The 23,400-nt window shown below is 46.5% G+C and carries 20 protein-coding genes; 11 read left to right on the plus strand and 9 right to left on the minus strand.

The genetic code is table 11. The features are described 5' to 3' along the window. Positions 1 to 89: 89 nt before the first annotated feature. The 4 genes from A4R26_RS18435 to A4R26_RS18450 form a co-directional block, all read right to left on the minus strand. Positions 90 to 1,295 (minus strand): argininosuccinate synthase, encoded by a 1,206-nt coding sequence (locus A4R26_RS18435; protein WP_081166153.1) that lies wholly within the window; start codon positions 1,293 to 1,295, stop codon positions 90 to 92. A gap of 17 nt (positions 1,296 to 1,312) precedes the next feature. Continuing rightward, complete coding sequence (locus A4R26_RS18440) at positions 1,313 to 2,056, minus strand: GNAT family N-acetyltransferase (protein ID WP_081166156.1); 744 nt, start codon at positions 2,054 to 2,056, stop codon at positions 1,313 to 1,315. A gap of 414 nt (positions 2,057 to 2,470) precedes the next feature. Further along, complete coding sequence (locus tag A4R26_RS18445) at positions 2,471 to 3,325, minus strand: alpha/beta fold hydrolase (RefSeq protein WP_081166159.1); 855 nt, start codon at positions 3,323 to 3,325, stop codon at positions 2,471 to 2,473. Positions 3,326 to 3,438: 113 nt separating this feature from the next. Beyond that, positions 3,439 to 4,197: a phosphoglycerol geranylgeranyltransferase gene (locus A4R26_RS18450; RefSeq protein WP_081166162.1), complete on the minus strand. Its 759-nt coding sequence runs from the start codon at positions 4,195 to 4,197 to the stop codon at positions 3,439 to 3,441. A gap of 662 nt (positions 4,198 to 4,859) precedes the next feature. On the opposite strand from A4R26_RS18450, the gene A4R26_RS18455 reads away from it, so the two are divergent. The 3 genes from A4R26_RS18455 (at position 4,860) to A4R26_RS18460 (ending at position 9,849) form a co-directional block, all read left to right on the plus strand. Further along, a complete protein-coding gene (locus A4R26_RS18455; protein WP_081166165.1) occupies positions 4,860 to 8,228 on the plus strand; it encodes a vitamin B12-dependent ribonucleotide reductase in 3,369 nt (1,122 codons plus the stop codon). 563 nt (positions 8,229 to 8,791) lie between these two features. After that, entirely contained in the window at positions 8,792 to 8,917 is a 126-nt protein-coding gene (locus tag A4R26_RS35865) for a hypothetical protein (protein WP_278248432.1), read from the plus strand. A gap of 452 nt (positions 8,918 to 9,369) precedes the next feature. Further along, positions 9,370 to 9,849, plus strand: a complete 480-nt coding sequence (locus tag A4R26_RS18460) for a YcxB family protein (protein WP_081166168.1) — start codon at positions 9,370 to 9,372, stop codon at positions 9,847 to 9,849. Positions 9,850 to 9,859: 10 nt separating this feature from the next. Here A4R26_RS18460 and gldB read toward each other — a convergent pair whose 3' ends face one another. Continuing rightward, positions 9,860 to 10,876 carry a gliding motility lipoprotein GldB gene (gldB, locus tag A4R26_RS18465; protein WP_081166171.1) on the minus strand — a complete coding sequence of 339 codons (1,017 nt, stop codon included), beginning with the start codon at positions 10,874 to 10,876 and terminating at the stop codon, positions 9,860 to 9,862. 462 nt (positions 10,877 to 11,338) lie between these two features. Here gldB and A4R26_RS18470 point away from each other — a divergent pair, with 462 nt between their 5' ends. Then, positions 11,339 to 13,054 carry an NAD+ synthase gene (locus A4R26_RS18470; RefSeq protein ID WP_081166174.1) on the plus strand — a complete coding sequence of 572 codons (1,716 nt, stop codon included), beginning with the start codon at positions 11,339 to 11,341 and terminating at the stop codon, positions 13,052 to 13,054. 59 nt (positions 13,055 to 13,113) lie between these two features. On the opposite strand, the gene A4R26_RS18475 is transcribed toward A4R26_RS18470, so the two are convergent. Next, entirely contained in the window at positions 13,114 to 13,572 is a 459-nt protein-coding gene (locus tag A4R26_RS18475) for a hypothetical protein (protein ID WP_081166177.1), read from the minus strand. Between the two features lie 236 nt (positions 13,573 to 13,808). Next, positions 13,809 to 14,291: a lipocalin family protein gene (locus tag A4R26_RS18480; protein ID WP_081166180.1), complete on the minus strand. Its 483-nt coding sequence runs from the start codon at positions 14,289 to 14,291 to the stop codon at positions 13,809 to 13,811. Between the two features lie 265 nt (positions 14,292 to 14,556). Here A4R26_RS18480 and A4R26_RS18485 point away from each other — a divergent pair, with 265 nt between their 5' ends. The 5 genes from A4R26_RS18485 (at position 14,557) to rsgA (ending at position 19,420) form a co-directional block, all read left to right on the plus strand. Further along, positions 14,557 to 15,558 carry an AAA family ATPase gene (locus tag A4R26_RS18485; RefSeq protein ID WP_081166183.1) on the plus strand — a complete coding sequence of 334 codons (1,002 nt, stop codon included), beginning with the start codon at positions 14,557 to 14,559 and terminating at the stop codon, positions 15,556 to 15,558. Positions 15,559 to 15,633: 75 nt separating this feature from the next. After that, positions 15,634 to 16,506: a DUF58 domain-containing protein gene (locus A4R26_RS18490; RefSeq protein ID WP_107685857.1), complete on the plus strand. Its 873-nt coding sequence runs from the start codon at positions 15,634 to 15,636 to the stop codon at positions 16,504 to 16,506. Positions 16,507 to 16,508: 2 nt separating this feature from the next. Continuing rightward, on the plus strand, positions 16,509 to 17,408 hold the full coding sequence (locus A4R26_RS18495; RefSeq protein ID WP_081166186.1) for a BatD family protein: 900 nt from the start codon (positions 16,509 to 16,511) through the stop codon (positions 17,406 to 17,408). Positions 17,409 to 17,411: 3 nt separating this feature from the next. Beyond that, positions 17,412 to 18,419 (plus strand): vWA domain-containing protein, encoded by a 1,008-nt coding sequence (locus A4R26_RS18500; RefSeq protein WP_081166189.1) that lies wholly within the window; start codon positions 17,412 to 17,414, stop codon positions 18,417 to 18,419. 68 nt (positions 18,420 to 18,487) lie between these two features. Continuing rightward, on the plus strand, positions 18,488 to 19,420 hold the full coding sequence (gene rsgA, locus A4R26_RS18505) for a ribosome small subunit-dependent GTPase A (protein ID WP_081166192.1): 933 nt from the start codon (positions 18,488 to 18,490) through the stop codon (positions 19,418 to 19,420). A 251-nt stretch (positions 19,421 to 19,671) separates the two neighbouring features. On the opposite strand, the gene A4R26_RS18510 is transcribed toward rsgA, so the two are convergent. Together A4R26_RS18510 and A4R26_RS18515 are read right to left on the minus strand one after the other, a co-directional pair. After that, on the minus strand, positions 19,672 to 20,004 hold the full coding sequence (locus A4R26_RS18510) for a DUF3630 family protein (protein WP_081166195.1): 333 nt from the start codon (positions 20,002 to 20,004) through the stop codon (positions 19,672 to 19,674). Positions 20,005 to 20,317: 313 nt separating this feature from the next. Continuing rightward, the gene (locus tag A4R26_RS18515; protein WP_081166198.1) at positions 20,318 to 20,845 is read right to left on the minus strand and encodes a gamma carbonic anhydrase family protein; all 528 of its coding nucleotides are present in this window, start codon (positions 20,843 to 20,845) and stop codon (positions 20,318 to 20,320) included. A gap of 229 nt (positions 20,846 to 21,074) precedes the next feature. Between A4R26_RS18515 and A4R26_RS18520 the strand changes: the two genes are divergently transcribed. Both A4R26_RS18520 and A4R26_RS18525 read left to right on the plus strand, forming a co-directional pair. Beyond that, on the plus strand, positions 21,075 to 22,262 hold the full coding sequence (locus A4R26_RS18520) for an aspartate aminotransferase family protein (RefSeq protein ID WP_081166201.1): 1,188 nt from the start codon (positions 21,075 to 21,077) through the stop codon (positions 22,260 to 22,262). A gap of 228 nt (positions 22,263 to 22,490) precedes the next feature. Next, on the plus strand, positions 22,491 to 23,012 hold the full coding sequence (locus A4R26_RS18525; RefSeq protein ID WP_081166204.1) for a DUF4399 domain-containing protein: 522 nt from the start codon (positions 22,491 to 22,493) through the stop codon (positions 23,010 to 23,012). The last annotated feature ends 388 nt before the right edge of the window (positions 23,013 to 23,400 follow it).

Here is a 23,400-nt window from a genome sequence, read left to right on the forward strand (position 1 = left end):
AATGAAAAATGAAGAACGAAAAATGAGAAGGTGAACACACGGCTATTGGGCGTTTACTTTTTAATTTCTCATTTTTACTTTTTAATTATTCATTTCCCTTTCTCATTATCCTTTGTCACCGAATTCCAGATAGAAGTCTGGTTGCCAAATATTTTACTGAAGCCACGAACGTCCTCGCCGGTAAAGCCGGTATTCATTTCGCCGTACTTGCCAAATTTACTGCTCATAAGATCGTAGGATGATTCAATACCTATGATCTGGAAGCGATAGGGTTGCAGGTGAACGAATACATCGCCGGTTACATGTTGCTGGCTGTTCTCGAGGTAAGCTTCAATATCGCGCATCACGGGGTCCATGATCTGTCCTTCGTGCAGCCAGTTGCCATAGAACTGGGCCAGCTGGTCTTTCCAGTTAAGCTGCCATTTGGTAAGCACGTGCTTTTCCAGTGCATGGTGAGCTTTCAGGATCACCATGGGGGCCGCGGCTTCAAAACCTACGCGGCCTTTTATGCCGATGATGGTATCGCCTACGTGGATATCCCTTCCTACGCCATACGCACCGGCAATGGTTTGCAGGTATTGAATGGCTTCGCTGGGGTGAGCAAATGATTTATCGTTAACGGATCTCAGTTCGCCTTTTTCAAAATGCAGCTTCACTTCTTCGCTGCCTGTTTTTGTAACCTGTGTTGGCCATGCATCTTCGGGCAGCATTCCTTTTGACGACAATGTTTCTTTACCGCCAACGCTGGTTCCCCATAATCCTTTATTGATAGAGTAAACAGCTTTGGCGAAGTTCATGTTCACGCCTTTGCCTTTCAGGTATTCAATTTCTGCTTCGCGGCTCAGTTTAAGATCGCGGATGGGTGTAATGATCTCAACGCCGGGAATGAGGATATGGAACACCATATCGAAACGAACCTGGTCGTTACCGGCGCCGGTGCTGCCGTGGGCAACCGCATCGGCTTTGAGTTTTTGTGCATGTTCTGCAATGTGCAGGGCCTGGCTCAACCGCTCGGCGCTAACGCTTAACGGGTAGGTGTTGTTCTTTAATACGTTTCCGTAAATGAGGTATTTTATAATGCGATCGTAATATCCTTTTATGGCATTTACCGTGGTGTGTGTTTTTACACCCAGGTTATAAGCGTGCTCTTCAATTTTCTTCAATTCTTCATCACTGAAGCCACCGGTATTTACAATAATGCTATGCACTTCGTAACCCTGGTCTTCGCCCAGGTATTTAACGCAGAACGTAGTGTCTAATCCACCGCTGAAACCGAGAACAACTTTCTTTGCCATCTTCGCAGAAATTGTTTTTAGAAATTAAAAAAGTAGTGAAATAAAGATTTGATCTTGCCGGCGCCGCCAGAAGCGTCTTTTTCTTTAGGTCCGCTCTGCGGGTCTTTCTCATCTTTAAAGAAAGGCTTCAGCAATTTCCATTGTTTTATGCGTAACATGCGCTCGAACACGCTCTTCTTTTCTTCGAAGAACTCTTTGGTCTCTTCAGGCTCATAGTGATCCTTGGGATCATACAGCATGGCGGTGCACAAACAGTTCTTCCGTTCCTTGCTCATGAGAATGTCATAGTTCACACAGCTTTTACAACCGGCCCAGAATGCTTCATCCTGCGTAAGCTCAGAATAGGTAACAGGTTCATACCCCAGGTCGCTGTTAATTTTCATAACGGCGAGGCCGGTAGTAAGACCGAATATTTTTGAATCGGGAAATGTAAGACGGCTCAATTCGAAGATCTTCTTCTTAATTGCTTTTGCCAGTCCGCCCTTACGGAAGCTGGGCGATACGATCAGCCCCGAGTTGGCCACATATTCGCCATGGCTCCATGTTTCGATATAACAAAAGCCGGCCCATACGCCATCCTGGTTAAAGGCGATCACCGCTTTCCCTTCACGCATCTTCTGTTGAATGTATTCGGGCGAGCGTTTGGCTATACCGGTTCCACGGGCTTTGGCGCTGGCGGCCATTTCATCGCATATGATCTGGGCAAAGCTGAGATGTGATTCGTTAGCTACAATAACCTGAAATTGATGTTGGGTTTCCATTTTTGAAACAAGGCTAAATGTGAAAAATGCAACGGCTTAAAACATTGTGCCCGGGAAACTGGCTTGTTGAAATAAATGAGTTTCCGGTCACTACAGGGCATGCTGTATGGTAACGTGAGTATCAACGTCGCACCCTTACGGGGATAGGTTGGAAGAAAAAAACTGTACGGAGCCGTACAGGAAAAACCCCACGCACTATAGTAATCGCGCTTTGCGCAACTACATCAGCGAGTATTATGGTGAGATTTTTTTGCATTTTAAAGTGGTATGCTTTTAAATCAATGAATTTGACACCGCAAAGAAAAACACTTTTTTACAATAGTGGGGATTTTTAGTGTAAAATTTTAGCTAATTCTTCAAATCACCGGTATCCAGCGGCTTGATCGCTGTTATTTGGTTATCTAACAGTTAATGCTAATGAATGTTCGCATAGGCTGCCTGCTTCAACAGGATGGCTTTCACTACATCGGGCCGCTGCCATCTTACACGATGGCCGGCGCCTGGCAGCAGGATGAACTCGGCCTGTTTGCCCTGTAGCTGTTCCCGTGCAAAATCGAGATTGGCCGGGTCAACGATCTTATCGGCATCGCCCTGAACCACGGTAACCGGCATATTGATCCGGCTCCAGTCGGGCAACAAGTTAGTCAGTTCGGCAACATGGGCATATTTTTCATCGGTTGCATGATTGACAAAGCGTGGTAACATCCAGCGCAATGGCCCGCGGTGGATCCAGGGGTTGAACCACCAGAACTTTTCTTTCTGCGGGTCAATAGCCGGCGCCAGCATAACAAGGTGATGGAAATTACCCGGGTACAGCACCGATATTTTTGCTGCAATGGCTGCGCCATACGAACTGCCAAGCACAACGCCGGTTTTGAACGAACGGTTCAGCTGTAGTGCTTCATGTATGGCTATGGCCTGGGTGGTAATGGAGGGCACTGCACTGCGTTTGTTCTTAAAACGCGATTTGTTATATCCGGGGCGGTCAACCGATATGATGTGGTAATGTTGTTGAAGAACGGAGTCATCGAGTAAAGTGCGGTTGCCATACCAGGCACCCGGTGCGCCGTGAATAAGTAAAAGAGGGGGAAGTGTATCGGCGCCCGAAGTGGCGCAAAACAATGTAATTGAGTCGTTCTTTATGGTGAAATAGGCAGGCTGTGGCTTGTTTTTATAGAATTTCTTCAATTCCTTATCGGTCGTTACAAAACGGGTGAAACAGCCCGTACTGCCAATGCCGATAAATAACAGAAAGATCAATCGAATCATACGCACAAAACCACATTAGGGTGGTTCTGTAAATTAACATAAAGCAGGGAAAAAGGGTTTGGCAACAAAGGGAGATTTTCTGTGAATTATTTGTTACCGCTATGTAAATACCCTTAAACGACCTTGGTTGGAACCGAATGAATGGCCGCACTCATTTCCCTGATCAGTGAAGCGTCTTTTTCAATGGCATTGCCTATGACGATCACATCGGCGCCGGCTTTGCAGTTCCGATAGGCTTTTTCGGGGTCGGTAATACCGCCACCTATAACCAATGGCACTTCTATGATCTGGGCTACCTTCTCTATCATGGCTTCGGTAATGGGGCGTTTGGCGCCACTGCCTGCATCCATAAAGATGAGCTTCATGCCCAGCATTTCACCGGCCATGGCGGTGCACATGGCGATTTCATTTTTATCGGCCGGAACAGGTGCGGCATTGCTGATGTAGGAAACCGTAGTAGGAGCGCCGCCGTCAATGACCATGTAACCGGTTGAGATGATCTCGAGCCGGCTTTGTTTTACGAATGGGGCAGAAATAACATGCTGGCCGATCAGTAATTCGGCATTGCGCCCTGAGATCAGGGACAGGTACAGCAACGCATCTGCATATGGAGTTATCTGGGAGGGACTGCCCGGGAAAAGGATCACCGGGATGTCGCAATTCTTTTTGATCTGTTGTACAACCTCATCGAGCCGGTTTGTGACAACCAGGCTGCCACCCACCAGCAGGTAATCGACCCGCGCTTCAGCGGCCAATGCTGTCAGTTCATCTATTTTTTCTACCGTTACTTTATCTGGGTCAATCAGTACTGCAAATGACTTCTGTCCTTTCTCCTTATGTTGCAGTAGGGATTGATAAATGCGATTCGTCATGCTGGGCTATTGGTGACTACAAAAATGCAAAAAGTTTTCCAAAGGGGCGATAGGGGAGGGAAACTTTTACCATTAATTGTGTGTCAAAGCATTATATTTTGGGTTATTCAGTATTTGTTAGCAGGGCATTTAAAATGAACAGTTACCGGGTTCCAGATACCGGGGGAATACAAATGGGTACCAGCTACCAGTTTCCGGCGCATCATTAAGCAAGTTAATAACAAATGGCAAGAGCCAGACCTAAAGCGAGGCCCGCCGGGTGATCCTGACTTCCTGAAACCTGTATTGGTTTTCCCTACTACCCGGAAACCGGCACCCGGCAACTGTATTTGTTTTCCCCGGAAACCGGGAACCGGCACCCGGTAACTGGTAACCGGCCACGCCCAACCATCCTCACTTTCAGTTGTTTAATATAAAAGCACGGCACAATAATTCCAGGCCCTAATAGATAGCATTTTTTTTGAAAATAACCTAATAAAAGTAATCAACAACGCACCGTATTCTGTGCAAAAATCGAGTAAAGCACACCCAGCTTGCATCTTAGTATTTTTAACATGGCTTTTCCACACCTGTGCATATTTCCGGGTCGGAAATTTGGCCTCAACTGGATATTTTCGTTATCCCAGCCCTACTGTTATTAATCATTCTAAACAAAGCAACTTATGCCCAGCAAAAAGCAATCGAAAGGCCTGCAGTTCAATCGCCGCTTTACCAAGGAAGGAGTTTCTGTTTTTGACCAGTTCGATTACGACTACCGAACGTCGATCATCCGCAATCCCAGTGGGGAAGTTGTATTTGAAATGAATAACGTAGAGGTTCCCAAACACTGGAGCCAGATCGCTACCGATATTCTTGCTCAAAAGTATTTCCGCAAGGCAGGCGTTCCCCAGGCCGATGGCTCGCTGGGCCGTGAAACTTCCGTAAAACAGGTTGCCCACCGCCTTGCCAATTGCTGGCGCGTATGGGGTGAGAAATACGGGTATTTCGCTTCCGAAAAAGATGCTGTCATCTTCTACGAAGAACTGGTGCATTGCATACTTAATCAATCATGTACACCCAATAGTCCCCAATGGTTCAATACCGGTTTGTTTGAAAGCTATGGCATCAAGGGAAAACCCCAGGGGCACTACTATGTTGATGCCGAAGACGGCCAGTTAAAGAGATCAACTTCTGCATACGAGCGTCCGCAACCACACGCCTGTTTTATCTTAAGTGTTGAAGATGATCTGGTTAACGACGGCGGAATCATGGATCTGTGGATGCGTGAGGCCCGCATATTTAAATACGGCAGTGGCGTTGGAACCAACTTCTCTACCATCCGCGGCGAAGGCGAAAAATTAAGCGGCGGCGGAACTTCCAGCGGTTTAATGAGCTTTTTGAAGATCGGCGACCGCGCAGCTGGGGCTATCAAAAGCGGTGGCACTACCCGCCGGGCAGCCAAAATGGTTTGTCTCGATCTCGATCACCCCGAGATCATGGACTTCATCAACTGGAAAGTAGAAGAAGAAAAGAAAGTAGGCGCCCTCATCGCAGCCGGTTATCCCAGCGATTATGAAGGCGAGGCGTATAAAACGGTGAGCGGACAAAACTCAAACAACTCCATCCGCATACCCAATGAATTTTTTGAAAAGCTCGATAGAAATGAAGATTGGGAACTGAAAGCAAGAACCGATGGTAAAGTAATGAAACGTATTCCGGCCCGTGAGGTTTGGAACCAGATCTCATACGCCGCCTGGCGTTGCGCCGATCCCGGCACCCAGTATGATACTACCATCAATGAATGGCATACCAGTCCGAAGGGAGGCCGCATCAATGCTTCCAACCCATGCAGTGAATACATGTTCCTCGATAACACGGCCTGTAACCTGGCTTCGGCCAACCTGCGCCGTTTTTACAACGAGGCTACCAATGCATTCGATGTAGAAGGTTTTGAATATGTATGCCGTTTGTGGACAGTGGTGCTCGAAGTGTCTGTGCTGATGGCGCAGTTCCCTTCAAAAGAAGTGGCGCAGCTGAGCTACGATTACCGCACCCTGGGTTTGGGTTATGCCAACCTCGGTTCTATGTTAATGGTAATGGGCATTCCGTACGATAGCGAAGAGGCCCGCGGTATAGCCGGCGCCATTACCGCTATCATGACCGGAATTGCGTATAAAACGTCTGCCGAGCTGGCTTCTATCTTAGGGCCCTTTGCCCGGTTCGAAGAGAACAGGGACGACATGCTGCGCGTAATGCGTAATCACCGCCTGGCGGCTTATGATGCAGATGAATATGAAACACTGCACATTAAGCCACAGGGTATAAAAGCAAGATATTGTCCCGACTACCTGCTGAAAGCCGCAACCAAAGCGTGGGACGAAGCGGTACAGTTGGGCGAAAAATACGGTTACCGCAATGCCCAGGTTACAGTGATAGCGCCTACGGGCACCATTGGCCTGGTAATGGATTGCGATACCACCGGGGTAGAACCCGATTTTGCGCTGGTTAAATTTAAAAAACTCAGCGGCGGCGGATACTTCAAGATCATTAATCAATCGGTTCCCACCGCATTGAAGAACCTGGGTTATAATAGCCGCGAAATAGAATCGATAGTAAAATACGCTGTGGGTGCCGGCACTTTTGCAGGCGCTCCCCACATCAATCACCAAACGTTAAGCGAGAAAGGATTTATTGCCGAAGAAATTAAGAAGTTAGATGCAGCTGTAGCTTCCGCCTTTGAAATCGGATTCGTATTCAATGTTTACACGCTCGGGGAAGAGTGCCTGCAGCGACTGGGATTCAAACCTGAGCAATATTTTAATTTTGAATGGAGCCTGCTCGAAGCATTGGGCTTTACCGAGGAACAGATAGAAGCCGCCAATGATTATATCTGCGGTACAATGACCATCGAAGGCGCTCCGTTCTTAAAGGCCGATCATCTGCCCGTTTTTGACTGTGCCAACAAATGCGGTAAAAAGGGAGAACGTTACATTCATGCCCATGGCCATATTCGCATGATGGCTGCCGCGCAACCTTTCTTAAGTGGTGCTATTTCAAAGACCATTAACCTGCCCAATGAAGCAACGGTAGAAGAAATTGCCGATGCCTACATGATGAGCTGGAAACTTGGATTAAAAGCCTGCGCTTTATACCGCGATGGCAGCAAACTCAGCCAGCCCCTGAGCAATAAAAGCGATAAGAAGAAGAAAACGGAAGAAGAGACAAGCGAAAGCGCACCTGCCGCTGAACCAAAGGAGTCGAACATTATCGACCTTGGTAAGCTAACCATTGCCGAATTGCTGGGAGAAGTTCAAAAACGTGTACAGGCATCTCCCGATACCAAATTGAAACGGGAACTGGCGCGTATTGTAGAACGCAGAACATTACCGGCAAAACGCCGTGGCTTTACGCAGAAAGCCAAAATAAACGGACAGGCATTGTTTTTACGCACCGGTGAGTACGGCGATCAAACAGTGGGAGAGATCTTCATCGATATGGCCAAAGAAGGCGCTACCATGCGCAGTATGCTCAACTGTTTTGCCATAGCTGTTTCTATCGGCTTGCAGTACGGCGTTCCCTTGGAAGAGTATGTAGAAAAGTTCGTGTTTACCCGTTTTGAGCCCGCAGGTATGGTAGATCACCCGAACATCAAAAGCACCACATCTATCGTTGACTTTATCTTCCGTGCCCTCGCCTATGAGTACCTGGGCAGAACCGACCTGGTACATGTACTCGACAGGCCCGAAGTAATGAATACGGGCACCGATGAATGGGACGAAATTCCCACTTCACTGGAATACGAAAAAAAAACGCCACCATTAAGTGATGTGCGTGTGGTACCCGGTAAACAGGCAAAAACGCCCGAAACGGAATCATTGAAACCGGTAAAAGCCACTGTTAAAAAAGCAGAAGTGGGCATAGACGCCATCAATGCGGCTGCGAAAAGCATGCAAAGCGATGCGCCGGCCTGCAATACCTGCGGACATATTACCATCCGTAGCGGAACCTGCTATAAGTGTCTCAATTGTGGTAATAGTATGGGCTGTAGTTAATGTTAATGAGATTCCCGAACGCAAGTACCCGTTCCAATATCCTGCTCCCCCTGTCACACAACCGGGAGCGGCCAGCAACAGCCAGGTTACCGAAACCGTTGTTGCCCGGCGCATAACAAGCTAATTTTGGACGGTTATTTTTCATAAACTTCAATCCGCTCATTTTTATGGGCGGATTTTTTTTTGAAAGCCATTGGGGCGTTGAAACGCAATAGCAACCCGGCATAAGTAAAGATCTTTGCGGTTCTGCTCAATTCAATTACCGCAGTGTTCAATTCCATTACAAGCCTGTGATAATTGAATTACAGACACGACTAATTAAATTACATTCTCACAAAAAGAAGCGTATTGGTTTAGTATTTGATTTGCAAATCAATTCATTATAAAATGGCTGTTTCCTTCTCCCCTTTAAATACGGCCATTTTTTACGGGTTTCTGCTTTTGGCTGCTGCTTTTATTCTTTACCCTTGCGCCTTCCTTTAGCATTTCTTTATATGTTTTCAAATATCGATCTCACCGAAACCTCCGTTTAGGCTTTATATAAAACCCAGCCCGTTGCACAAATGAAAATGAAAACCTTTGTATTACTAACGATCACTACCGCCATGCTGGCTTCCTCCTGCAACCGGTATATAACAACTACCGAAGCGGCAAATGGAAAGGCCCGGTGTGGAAGAATGCTTCGCTGATTATTAATTTATAAAATAGTACCTGCGCGATAACCCACCGGAATTTGGGTAAACCGCGCAGGTTTTTTATGCTGCTGCATTAACCGTCCGCAAAAAATACCCGATCACCCTGGTGCCTGCGGTGGTGTTGAAATGATGCTTTTTTGTTGTTAACGGAATGGTAATCAGCTGGTTGATTGATGTTCCCCCGTTTCAATAGCACCACAAAGTGGTATTGCTATCCCCCTTTTTCCGAAGTAGGTTTGCAGAAGAAAATTTGCCCTCTGCACTAAGATATTTATAACTGTAATTACTAAACCTCAAGTATAGCCACGAAGTACAATTTTTGCTCCCGCGAAAGCGGGATTGTTTCATGTGCACTGCTGGACAGGGTTCATTAATTTGAACCCTGTTTTTTAACTTCCGCTTAGCTTGGAATCCTTACTTTTACGCCCTTAATGGGGGAAAACTGAATGACAGTACAATTTGGTTATGATAAAAAGCAGGTGATCCAGGCTTTACGGTATCACTTTTTAATGCGTCCCGAAATCAAGATACTACTGATCCTGATCAATGTATTTGCGATTACTTCGGCCATATTATTTGCCCTGAAGAAAATTCAGCCTGTTTCTTTTTTGATATTTTCTTTTTTGTGGTTCCTGCTGATGCTGGTTATCTGGCGCATTTTGCCGGGTAGCATTTACCGCCGGTCGCTCACCTTCCAGGACCATTTCATCATGCATCTTGATGAGGAGAATGTTATACTGGAGACCGGCAAAGGCTCCAAAGGCTGGCCCTGGAACCGGTTCAGTTACTTTTTGGAAAGCCCTTATTTTTTTCACCTGTACTTCGACGCCCGCTCGTTTTTCCTGGTACCGAAAGATGCCTTTGAATCAATAACCGCCCTGCAGGATGTGAGGGAGTTGTTGAGGAAGAAGCTGGGGAAGAAATAACCCCCGGGTATTACCCTGGCCTATATTTACTCTCCTCAAATATTTTTTTCGGATCAGTATTCAACAGCTCATTCAGGGAAAGCTCAGGGTTTTTCGACATATATTTCTTCACTATCTGCCAGCCTGTGAAAATGCCGATAGCGCCGGGAGAACGATCGCCCAGTTCGGGTGTGTTGGGCGCTTCTTCAAGATAGCTTTTAATATGAACCGCCTCGCGGCTGTACAACAGGTTATTGGCAAGAAAGAAATTCCAGATCATTCCCTCGTTCTCATAACATCCCTTCAACTGCGCACCCGTATAACCGGTCTTCAATGTATCGTGGGTGTAGGGCAGAATTTTATCAAGCACATATAAACGTTTTCCCTTTTCAACCATTTGTTCAACCAGGGCAAGGCTGCCGCCTTTTTCAGGTGCAATGTCATTGATGATATTCTTCATGCAGTTAACCGCTATATAATCGGGTGTGAAGCGCCGTGAAATGTAAGCCGGAAAAACCGATTGGCCCATACTGCTGCTGTACAAAGAATATTGTTCACCCATGTGTAATTGAAGACCCACCGCCAGCGCATCGCGGGTAATGACATCGCTGAACCCTTCCATAGGCCCGATAAAGGTGATCAGTTGCACAGGCGGCTTATAGGCGGGGAAATAATATTTCACGAACTGCAGCCCTTTTTTAACGTCCTTTTCTATGGGCTTGAAATTGCGGAATACCTGGTCGGCAGAATCTTTAACCGTTTTGTAGTCGCCAATAAATTTTTTGATCAGTGCCTGCACGCGGGTACTGGTATCGCTTATACCGGGCAGTTCGAGAATATTGAACAAATAGTCGCCAAGAAAAAGTGGATACTTTTGCCCAAGTTGGTTAAGGGCGGCCATTACACGATTGGTATCTATGGCAAAAAAATCCTGTTCGAACCGTTTTACGGTAAGCTCTACCTTAATGTCCGACACGTCGGGAACGTTTTTGTCTTTACAGGAAAATAATGCGGCTACGATCAATAATACCAGTCCTGTTTGTTTCATTACAGAAAATTTATTTTAACGCTTTATGCTTAACGCGGAACGCGCCATTTAAGTGTGCACTGCCTTTCGCTTCAGGGCGTTCTGCCGCGAAGATAAGGTTGAATTGCAGGAACTGTAAGACGCCGAACGCCGAACGCTTTACGCGGAACGCCGAATGCAAAACGTGAATACAAATACAGCCAAAAGCCAAAGGCCAAAAGCTGAAGGCAAATACAGAATACAGCTATACGTGAAAACCAGGGGTATAAACGTTATGGCTACAGGCATCGTATTTTGCCAATCATGTTTTCCGTCTTTATGCTGCTTTTTCGCGAAGGTAAGTATTCCCGGCGGGCTGCATACACGGGTTGTGGCGTTAAGCCTTTAGCGTTAAGCGTTCAGCGTGCCTTCAGCCTTTTTCGCTTAAATTTGCCTTTACAGGAAAAAACGGGCATCGTTTTTTATTAAACCCAAAAGAATAAAATGAAAATTGCCATTGCGCAACAGAATTATCATATAGGGAATTTCGAAGATAATACCCGCAAAATAATGGGGGCCATTCAGTATGCAAAAAGCCGGAAGGCCGACCTGGTCATATTTTCCGAATTGAGCATATGTGGTTACCCGCCCCGCGACTTTCTCGAGTTCGACGATTTTATCAATGAATGCTACAAAGCGATCGACATCATAAAAGAACAGGCCGATACCATTGGCGTAATTATCGGCAGTCCGCAAAGAAACCCATTGAAAGAAGGGAAAGACCTGTTTAATGCAGCCTGGCTGTTATACGATAAAAAAGTGGTGGGCGTAGCGCACAAAACCCTGTTACCAAATTATGATGTGTTTGATGAGTATCGTTATTTTGAACCCGGGTTCGAATGGAATGTGCTGGAATTTAAAGGAAAAAAAATAGCGTTAACGGTTTGTGAAGATATCTGGAACCTCGGCGATAATCCACTGTACCGGCAATGCCCCATGGATGTGCTCATTAACCAGCAGCCCGATCTTATGGTAAATATCTCGGCCTCGCCGTTCGATTATGATCACGACCAGGACCGCGAAGAGATCGTTCGGGCCAATGTACTGAAATACGGGTTGCCCATGTTCTATTGCAATGCCATTGGCTCGCAAACCGAGATCGTATTTGACGGCGGCAGCCTGGTTATGGATGCCAACGGACAGATCGTGAAGGAGATGAAATACTTTGAAGAAGATTTTGCCATCGTGAACCTCGATGAAATTGAAGTACAAAAGGCAAAGCGCAAACCGTTGAAGGCCGTTCCCGAATTCGATAAGGATATGCGGGTAGGCAAGTTGGAAGATCCCGATAAGATCATTGAATACCTCACATCAGATGAAAACATCGGGCAAATAAAAGAAGCGCTGATCCTTGGCATCAGGGATTACTTCAGGAAAATGGGCTTTACCAAAGCCATACTGGGTAGTTCGGGCGGAATTGACAGCGCCGTTACCCAGGCATTGGCCACCCGCGCATTGGGCCGGGAGAACGTACGGGCTATCCTGATGCCTTCGCATTTTTCAACGGGGCATTCGGTTGCCGATGCAGAGCTGTTGAGCAGGAATCTCGGCAATCCGTATGATATTGTTCCTATCAAGAACGTATATGATTCATTTCTGCAAACGCTGCAACCCATCTTCGGCGACCTGCCGTTCAGTTTGGCCGAAGAGAATCTGCAAAGCCGCACCCGCGGCAATCTGTTGATGGCCATTTCAAATAAGTTCGGTTATATTTTGCTCAATACTTCCAATAAAAGCGAGTTAAGTACCGGCTACGGTACTTTATATGGCGATATGGCCGGCGGCTTAAGCGTATTGGGTGATGTATATAAAATGCAGGTGTATGCGCTGGCCGATTATCTTAACCGCAATGGGGAAATAATACCCGAGAACATTATTACCAAACCGCCATCTGCCGAGCTGCGGCCCGATCAGAAAGACAGCGACAGTTTACCCGATTACGCAATCCTCGATAAAGTGTTGTATCAATACATTGAAAAAAGAAAAGGTCCCAAAGAACTGATCGGGATGGGTATCGATGAAGCGTTGGTGCGCCGGGTGCTGAAACTGGTGAACAGCAATGAATATAAGCGAAACCAGTTCTGCCCTATCATTCGCGTTAGCTGTAAAGCATTTGGGGTAGGGCGCAGAGTGCCCATAGTGGGGAAGTATTTGTCGTAACCGGCTTTCTGAAAAATAATAAGGTGGGCCATCCTGTAAAGGGTGACCCACCTTATTATTTATGGGTGTTTGAAAATAGCAATGATCTTCGTGTTGCTTGAACCGTCGAGCCTTTCGGAAGAACCTTCCAATGTAGTTTCGTTCAGTGTTTTAATTTTGATGAGTCTGCCATTAGTCACAATTTCGGTTTCATTATTCTGGAATGCCCATTGAAAGATTTCCGTTTCAGGATCGACCAGGCTGCATCTGTTTGTATTATCGCGGTCTGTGAGGGTGCCGTCGGTGTTATATTTGAAGGAATCGTCGAGTTGGCATTCTTCTAAATCGCTTTCTTCTTTTGAAAGCACACCATCGCCGTTATCGTCCCGGCCCTGATCAACATATACCCACACTTTTTCAGTTAAAAGTTCTGTACGGCTCTTTTCTTTTTCGGGGTCGTCTTTGTCTTTTTCGCAGGCGGTAAAGGAGGCGGAAACTAAAAGTAACAGCAGAAACGGGTGTTTAAATGGTCTGTACATATTGGTTGATTTGTATTCTGTAGGGTTGAATTGTCGATAACAGGTACTGCAGATTTTTAAGATGCGATTGTTATCTTTTACCGGGCTGAAAAGTATAAATAAAAATGCCTGCTTTTTAGTACGGGCGGCATATAAAAATGTTAATTGTAAAACCGGTGTTTCAGGTAAAGCACAACGTTAGTAAAATAAAAAAGCCTCTGCGAGAAACCGCGGAGGCTTTTAATATTTATTTACAATTAGTGTTTAAGGTCGAGCACCAGGGTAACATTGCCAACAAGCGGGAAACTAACATCTTTAATTACCCGCAGTCTGCTGGTGGTAATTTCGCCAACTTTGAAATCGCCGCTGATGCCGCTGCCGAAAATCTGATCGGGAGTGTACAGTACCGTACCATTTTCTTTGAACCACCACGTAAATGGTATGTTTTGAGGATCGCCGGCATCACATTTAACAGCGCCCTCATTGAGTACGCCTGTACTGTCGCTTTGGAATGTAATGGTATTATCCGTTTCGCACTTTTGAGGTGCAAATTGGGAAGGTATGGGCGCATCGGGTTTACCATCACCTGTATTGTCAATGCCTATGGTATCATACTTCCAGCTGGAGCTGGTAATGAACTGAACCCTTTCTTTTGTTTGATCCTTGTCATCATCGTCCTTATCACAGCCATAAATGATGAAACCACCAACCGATAACAATGCAATTACATAATTTTTCATCGTAACAATTTTAAATTTAAGCCCCTGTGCAGGGGCCGGGTTAATAAGTATTGCTGTACAGTAGGCAAATTTTATTCCCTTTCCGTTGCTTCGGGGTTAAACAGTTGGTAATTTTCGCATAACTATTAAATTGCCAAATTATTGTATGCTGCCAAACATGTTTATTTTATTGATTTTAGTGTTGTTTATACAAGTTGGCAAGCACTTTGCAAAGTATTGACGTATTTTCATAACTGATTATCAATCTTCATTCTAAACCCCGTTTATGCTATTAACAGCAGATGATATTCGGCAGCTCAATGAAAAAATACAGTATCAGAGCGCTTTTATCGACCGGCTTCGCGACGAAACAGCCAGGGTTATTATTGGTCAGCACCATATGTTAGACAGGCTTTTGATAGGCCTGCTGAGCAATGGGCACGTGCTGCTGGAAGGGGTACCCGGTTTGGCTAAAACCCTCACCATTAAATCGCTGGCCCAGGCCGTTAAAGCCAAATTCAGCCGTATTCAATTTACGCCCGACCTGTTACCGGCCGACGTAATCGGTACCATGATCTATCATCAGCAGAAGAATGAGTTTATAGTACGCAAGGGGCCTATTTTCGCCAATTTCGTACTGGCCGATGAAATCAACCGCGCCCCGGCAAAAGTGCAAAGCGCCCTGCTGGAGGCCATGCAGGAACGCCAGGTAACCATCGGCGACACCACCCATAAGCTGGATGAACCCTTCCTGGTACTGGCCACCCAGAACCCGCTGGAGCAGGAGGGAACCTATCCGTTACCCGAAGCGCAGCAGGACCGGTTTATTATGAAGGTGATCGTTGATTACCCAACCAAGGAGGAAGAACAGATCATCATTCGACAGAATGTGCAGGGCGCCAAATCGCCTGAAGTGAGCCAGGTAGTGTCGATGCAGGAAATAACGCAGGCAAAGGATCTGGCCCGCCAGATCTATATGGACGAAAAAGTAGAGAATTATATCCTCGATATTGTATTTGCTACGCGCTTTCCCGATAAATACAAACTGGAAAAATTAAAACCGTTGATCGCCTATGGCGGTTCGCCCCGCGCCAGCATTAACCTGGCCCTGGCCGCCAAAGCGCATGCCTTCCTGAACAAACGCGGTTTTGTGATTCCTGAAGACGTACGCAGCATCTCAAAAGACGTATTACGTCACCGGCTTGGCTTAACTTACGAGGCAGAAGCGGAAAACGTGAATGTGGAGAATATTATAGACGATATTTTGAGAGTCATTCAAGTTCCTTAAACCAACAGGCAATAAGCATTGGTCAATAGACAAATAGTAAATTGCCCATTGCCTGTTGCCAATTGCCCATTGACTATGCTGACGACGGCTGAAATAATAAAAAAAGTTCGCGAACTGGAGATCAAAAGCAAAAAGATCACCCGCCACTTGTTTACGGGTGAATATCACAGCGCTTTTAAAGGGCGGGGCATGTTGTTCAAGGAAGTGCGCGAATACCAGGCCGGCGACGATATCAGGTTTATCGACTGGAACGTATCGGCCCGCTTTAACCATCCGTTCAGTAAAGTATTTGAAGAAGAACGCGAGTTGTCGGTAATGCTGATGGTTGATGTAAGCGCCAGTTCCTTATTCGGCACCACGCAGGCCCGGAAAAAAGACCTGATCACCGAAGTGGCGGCCGTGCTGGCATTTTCGGCTATCAGCAACAATGATAAAGTGGGGGTACTTTTCTTCAGCGATGTAATTGAAAAATTCATACCCCCAAAAAAAGGGCGCGATCATGGACTGTACATTGTACGCGAACTGCTTACCGCTGAACCGAAACACAAAGGCACGAGGCTCGGCACCGCATTGCAACGATTGAACAATACCGTTAAGCAGAACAGTATTGTGTTCCTGTTAAGCGATTTCCTTGACAATGATTTTGAGGACGGGTTGAAGGTGGCCGGCAAAAAACATGATGTGGTGGGCATGAAGGTGTACGATAGAATGGATATGCAGTTACCCGATGCCGGCCTGATGGAAGTGGAAGATGCGGAAACCGGCGCCCGCAACTGGATCGATACCAGCGACTATCTCGTACGGCAACAACATGAAGCCGCTTTTTTTAATCATACAAATTATTGTAAAAATATTTTTACGCGGGCAGGCTGCGACCTCCTGCATTTACGCACCGGCGAAGATTATGTGAAAGTGCTGCAGAAGTTCTTTGTCGGGCGTAACCGGTAATTATGAAAAACCCTATTCTTTATATTATCCTTATTGGTTGTTTAATAGCCAGTCCGGTTTATATGCAGGGCCAGGTGCTGGCCAAAGCATCGGTCAACCGCGATGAGATCCTTATTGGCGAACCCATTAAGCTAACCTTTGAAGTGCGCATTCCCATGGGCCGGTCGGTTACCTGGTTCAACCTCGATAGCATTCCCAGTTTTGAATTCATAGAAAAAGGAAAAGTCGATACCGCAGACAATATCGATGGCAAACAATATCACCAGGAGCTGACCATAACCAGTTTCGATTCGGGTACGGTCATCATTCCGCCAATGACCATACAGGTAGATGGTAAAGACTATGCAACCGATTCCATACCGGTTGAAGTAAGCTATGCACAACTGGATATGTCGAAAGATTACCGCGATATAAAAGAAATTGTAGAAGTGCCCAAACCGGCCTGGATGGCCTTGATTCCGTGGATCCTGGGCGTGGTAACCTTACTGGCTGCAGGCGTAATTGTTTACCTGTTACGGAAACCAAAGCAACCGGTGCAGGCGCCGCAACCGGTTCAACCCCAGCTGAGCCCTTACGAGGAAGCACTGCAGGCGTTGGAAGATCTGCGAAAACAGGGGCTGCAGAATGGAGAAGTAAAAACATATTACAGCAGGTTGAACGATATTCTGCGGGTGTTCATGTTCAAAAAACTGAAAATTGCCACGCTGGAAAAAACAAATGAAGAGCTGATAACGCAATTGCGGCAGGTGCCCATGGATAGGGAAAGTTTCAACCAGCTGGTGCGTGCTTTGCAGGTGGCCGATTTTGTTAAGTTTGCGCGCTACCAGCCAGATGCAACCGATAACGAAAATAATTTCGCCGTTATACAATCGGCTATCAAAACACTAAATAATATTTCCTGACCCTTGCTGTACAATTGGTTTGAACATATAACATTTGCATATCCTGAAGTATTCGGATTGTTTGTTTTTGTACCGGCAATGCTATACTGGTACCTGAACAAATACGACCGGCAGCAGGGCGCCGTGAAGGTATCGTCCCTGATGGTTTACCGCAAAAGCAGTTCCTGGAAAAGCACTTTCAGGCATGCGCCTTTTGTACTGCGGTTGCTGGCTGTAAGCAGTATCATAATGGCAATGGCCCGCCCGCAAACGCGCAACGATGAGGAATTGAAGAACGGCCGCGGTATCGATATCATCCTTTGCATGGACGTGAGCGGCAGTATGCTGGCGCAGGACTTTTTGCCCGACCGCCTCGAAGCCTCCAAACAAATGGCGGCCGGCTTTGTGGATATGCGCCCCACCGATAGAATAGGGGTGGTCATATTCTCCGGCGAAAGTTTTACCCTGGTGCCGCTGACCACCGATAAAGCTGTATTAAAAACCCAGATCTACAATATTCAACGCGGCCTGCTCGAAGATGGCACCGCCATCGGCGATGGGCTGGGGGTTAGTGTTGACCGGTTGAAGAACGTAAAAACAAAATCGAAGGTCATTATTTTGCTTACCGATGGGGAAGACCAGGGCGGCCGCATCGACCCGCTGGCGGGTAAAGAACTGGCCAAAGCATATGGTGTGCGGGTGTATACCATTGGCGTAGGTTCAGAAGGGTATGCGCCGGTGCCTGTTCCCGATGCCGGCGGAGGTGTCACCACCCGGCAGCAAAAAGTGAATATCGATGAGAAACTGCTGCGGATGATCGCTACGGAAACCGGTGGGCTGTATTTCAGGGCAAGGGACAATGAAAGCCTGAAACGCATTTATGCAGAGATCGACAAACTTGAAAAATCGCGCATTGAAGTTACTTCACTGAAACGCTATACCGAACGGTTCTTCCCCTTTGCATTTGCCGCCGCCGTGCTTTTACTGCTTGAAATATTTTTGCGGTATACATTATTTAAGAAGTTCCCGTAACGTAGGTGTGCCACACCTTCAAGGTGTGGCACACTTGGTATCAAAGGATACCGTACTTTTATGCCCGAATGAAAGCAATAGTTTACCGGTCAACCGGCAGTTGGTACAATATTAAAACTGAAACGGGCAGGGCCATGAGCGCCCGTATCAAAGGTGTTTTTAAGATAGATGACATCACCTCAACCAATCCTATTGCGGTAGGCGATGAGGTGATCATTGAAGTGGAAAGCGAATCGGCCAATACGGCCATGATAACGGAAATTCTTCCCCGGCACAATTATATAAACCGGCAGTCGCCGGCACATAAAAAGCACCACCATATCGTTGCCGCCAATCTCGATCAGTCATTATTGTTTGCAACGCTCAGGGAGCCCAAAACCTCACAGGGTTTTATCGACAGGTTCCTGGTCACCTGCGAGGCATATCATGTGCCTGCTATCGTTGTTTTCAACAAGGCCGATCTGTACAGGAATAAAGAGCAGGAGAAGTATGCCGAACTGAAGGAGATGTATGCAGCTATTGGTTACCGTACCATATTGATGTCGGTAAAAACCAATGAAGGCGTACAGGAAGTAAAAGACGCGCTGGAAGGAAAAACTACCCTGCTGAGCGGGCATTCGGGTGTTGGCAAATCTTCTTTTATCAATACCATCTTTCCTGAGCTGCAGTTGAAAACACAGGATGTAAGCGGGTGGAGCGGCAAGGGATTGCATACGACCACGTTTGCCGAAATGTTCGATCTGCCCCTGTCGACAGGCGGGAGGGTAATTGATACCCCGGGCATGCGCGAATTCGGGCTGGTTGATATCACCCGGCAGGAGCTATCGCATTATTATCCTGAAATGGCCCGGCTTATTACCGCGTGCCAGTTCAATAACTGTTTGCATATTAATGAACCGGGCTGCGCTGTAAAAGAAGCCGTAGCCAACGGGATAATACATGAAGACCGGTACGTCAGCTACTACAATATACTTGAGTCAATAGACGAACGGAATTATTGAAATAATGAATATTGAATTTCCAATGTTGAATGTCGAAGTAGAAATGCACCATAGCTTTACTTCGTTATTGAACCTTCAATATTGGATATTGGAAATTAAAGGGAAGAGGATATTGGAGGGAGAAGAATATTGAATATCGAATGTTCAACGCGTGCCCGTCAGAAGCTGAGCGAAGGCGGGTAGAATGTCGAAATAGCGCTGCGGCTCGTTTTTCACTTCGAAATTCAACCTTCGGCGTTCAATATTCGATATTACACCAGGTACCGTCTGCTCTGGTTCACCAGTAGTTTGGTTTCCAGAAACTTTGCCACTTCTATCACCGCATCATTGTCTTTGCGCGGAGCTTCCTTGAACTTGAGTGGATAAATTGAGATACCTGTGTAAATGTTGTAATACAGGGTTAGCAAATGACCTTTATACGTGAAGTTCCACGTAAGCGTGTCGAAGTCATCCTGTTTGTTTGTAAAACGGATCTTGAGATCGTCAAGGAGAATGTTGGCCACTTCGTAAAAGCGTTTCAGCCCACAGTCGTCGTCAATGATCGCCTCGGTACAGCCGAAATCTGTGCGTAGCGTAAGGCTCATAAAGTACGGTTTGGGTATTATAAATACGGTAGAACCGAAGTTCAACCGGAATAGCAGGGGCTCGCTTTTGTTGTATTATGATCTGAACTTCCTGGCCTTGGGTACTTTCTCACCACTCAAAATTCGCTCGGCGCCCACATTTTTACCATTACTCGGACAGCCCTTTCTCTGGCATGAACTTCCACCTAAAATATAAGTAGCCAAAGCCACGGAAAACAACAAAATTCTAATAGATTTCATATACCTGGTTTCAAAGGATAAAACGCCCTTAAATCTAGAAATATTATACCATAATTGCAATAGGGAGAACCAATTATTCGGTTACCTGATCACGAAACCAATCGGCGTATTTTATGTAATTGTTGGCTATCCGGTCAATTTCGCCATTTATTTGCTCAACTGCGATGTCTTTCACCCTTTTAGCCGGTACGCCTGCAAAAATGGTACCCGGGGGTACGATGGTTTCTTCCAATACCACGGCCCCGGCAGCAATGATGGAGTTGCTGCCGATCTGCGCACGGTCCATGATAATGGCGCCCATGCCTACCAGTACGTTGTCGGAGATATTACAGCCATGTATAATGGCATTATGCCCTACAGACACATTATTGCCGATAATGGTTTGGGTTCGTTTATAAGTACAATGGATAACCGCCCCGTCCTGGATATTTACTTTATTTCCCATGCGTATGCTGTTCACGTCGCCCCGCACCACGGCATTGAACCAAATGCTGCAGTCATCACCCATAACCACATCGCCAACGATGGTAGCATTGGGGGCAATAAAGCAATTACTTCCAAACTTGGGGTAAACCCCTTCAACGTGTAAGATCACTGGCATGGCTGTAGAGTTTATGTTTTATAGTTTGTGGTTTGTAGTTTGTGGTTTGTAGTTCCTGCAGCAAATATCCTGAATAAGTTTCAGTTACCGCCAGCCAGTTTTCTGTTTCCTGCAATCTGTAACCTGTAACCCAACAGCAGCGAGTGCTGAATGTAAACCCCGGTACCCGGCACCTGGTAACCGGTAACTGGCCCCCCGTACCCCGCAACCGGTTATCTTTGCCGGGAATATGAATAAACGCGAATTATTTCTGCGGCATGTGGCCCAAACCTCCCCGGCCCCGTTGGCGCTTGACATTGTGAAAGCAAAGGGGAGCATTTTGCGCGATGCCGCCGGTAAAAAATACCTCGATCTGATTGCCGGCATCAGCGTATGCAATGTTGGCCACTGCCACCCGAAAGTGGTAAAAGCCGTAAAAAAACAGGTAGACGACTACATGCACCTGCTGGTGTATGGCGAAATGGTTGAAACGCCCCAGGTGCAATATGCCAAATGGCTTACCGACCAGTTGCCCGGCAGCCTGAACTCGGTGTATTTCACCAATTCCGGGGCGGAAGCTACCGAAGGGGCCATGAAGCTGGCAAAACGGTTCACCAACCGTACCCGCATCGTTGCCTTCAACAAGAGTTATCACGGTTCTACCCAGGGGGCGCTGAGCATTATGGGCGACGAATATTGGCGCAATGCCTTTCGCCCCCTGTTACCCGATGTGCTGCACCTCGAATACGATTCAATGGAATCGCTGCAGGAGATCGATGCCCACACGGCCTGTGTGTTTGCCGAAACCGTACAGGCGGAGCGGGGTGTGGTGGCGCCTTCTGCCCAATGGATGAAAGCCCTTAGGGATAAATGTACCGAAACAGGAACCTTACTCATACTCGATGAAATACAAACCGGGTTTGGCCGAACCGGCACGTTATGGGGGTTCGAACAGTTCAATATAGTGCCCGATATTGTTTTGCTGGGCAAGGCCCTTGGCGGCGGAATGCCCCTCGGCGCTTTTGCAGCCGATCAAAAAATAATGCAGGTACTTACCGAAAACCCGGTGCTGGGACATATTACCACTTTTGGGGGGCATCCGGTTTGTTGTGCTGCCGGACTGGCCGCCTTTAAGGTGCTGCTGAAAGAAGGCATCGTAGACAAGGTACCGGGCAAAACCGCGCTATTCAAAGAACTACTGCAACATCCGCTGATAAAGGCCATTCGGGCCAACGGATTGCTGATGGCCATTGAGTTTGAAAATTTTGAGATCAATAAACAGGTAATAGATGGCTGCCTACGGCGCGGGTTGCTTACCGACTGGTTCCTGTTCGCTCCCGGATGTTTACGCATTGCTCCACCGCTTACCATTGCTGAAAAAGAGATAAAGAAAGCGGCAAGGATCATACTTGAGGTACTGGATAGCGTTCAGGCGTGAATCGGGAATGGTGAAGTGCTATCTTCAGTTACCAGTTTCCGGGCCTTTTATTTTATAACTGCCGTAATTGATCGGGCACGCTGCAACCGGTACCCGGTATCTGGTAACCGGTAACCCGCCTCACTAACTTCCTGATTGTTAATTAGCCGGCGATTTAAGCCATTATCGGGCATATACCTTTACATTTGCGCGGATTCATTTTTCATTTAATCACATCAAAAATAGGCTATGCGTAAAATTGATCTTATTCCTTTCTTGTTTTTGGGCTTAATGGCATGTAACGACAGCGCCGCTGGTGAAGGAACAAATAACGATACCACAGCAACGGTTGCCGCAGATTCAAATGCCGCTGATCATCACCATATGGTTGATTCTGCTACGGCTGTAACGCCAATTCCTGCTATTCCTGAAGGCGCTAAAGTGTTTTTTGTAAACCTGAAGAACGGCCAGAAAATTAAATCTCCTTTTAAAGTACAAATGGGGGTATCGGGCATTGCACTGGATTCTGCAGGTATTATCAGGCAGGCTTCCGGCCACCATCATATCCTTATCGATGCGGGTGAGTCTTTTCCAATGGGCGAAGTAGTGCCTAAAGATTCCGCACACCTGCACTTTGGTAATGCACAAAAAGAAGCCGAGCTGAACCTAACGCCGGGCGAACATAAGATCTCTATGCAGTATGCCGATGGTATTCATCGTTCATATGGCGGTAAACTGGCCGCATCGGTTACAGTAACGGTTGAGAAGTAATTAGCTGCTGAGCTGAAAATACCGGGGCAGATGTCTGAAAAAGATATCTGCCCTTTTTTATTGTTCCACCGCCGGAATACGAGGCAGGAAAGTACAGGATGGTGGCTGCAATCGATAGAGTTAAGTAAAAACCCTAACTTAAAGTGTCTTGTTTACACAAAATAAATATTGAAAAACAGGAATTTGAGATCACTTATTTGTTAAAATAGCGCTGGTCGTCTAAAAAATTATTTATTTAAAGATCCTTATAATATTTTTGGCCTAGTTAAACAAGGTCTATGCAATAGCTTTGAGGGCATGACCTGCGGGGCGATTTTCTAATCGCCCCTTTTTTATTGTAAAACCCCTGATCTGTTAAGCAAATTTGCTTTACCCTTGACTGTGATCA

It is taken from the genome of Niastella populi (assembly GCF_002078015.1).
GTDB lineage: Bacteria > Bacteroidota > Bacteroidia > Chitinophagales > Chitinophagaceae > Niastella > Niastella populi.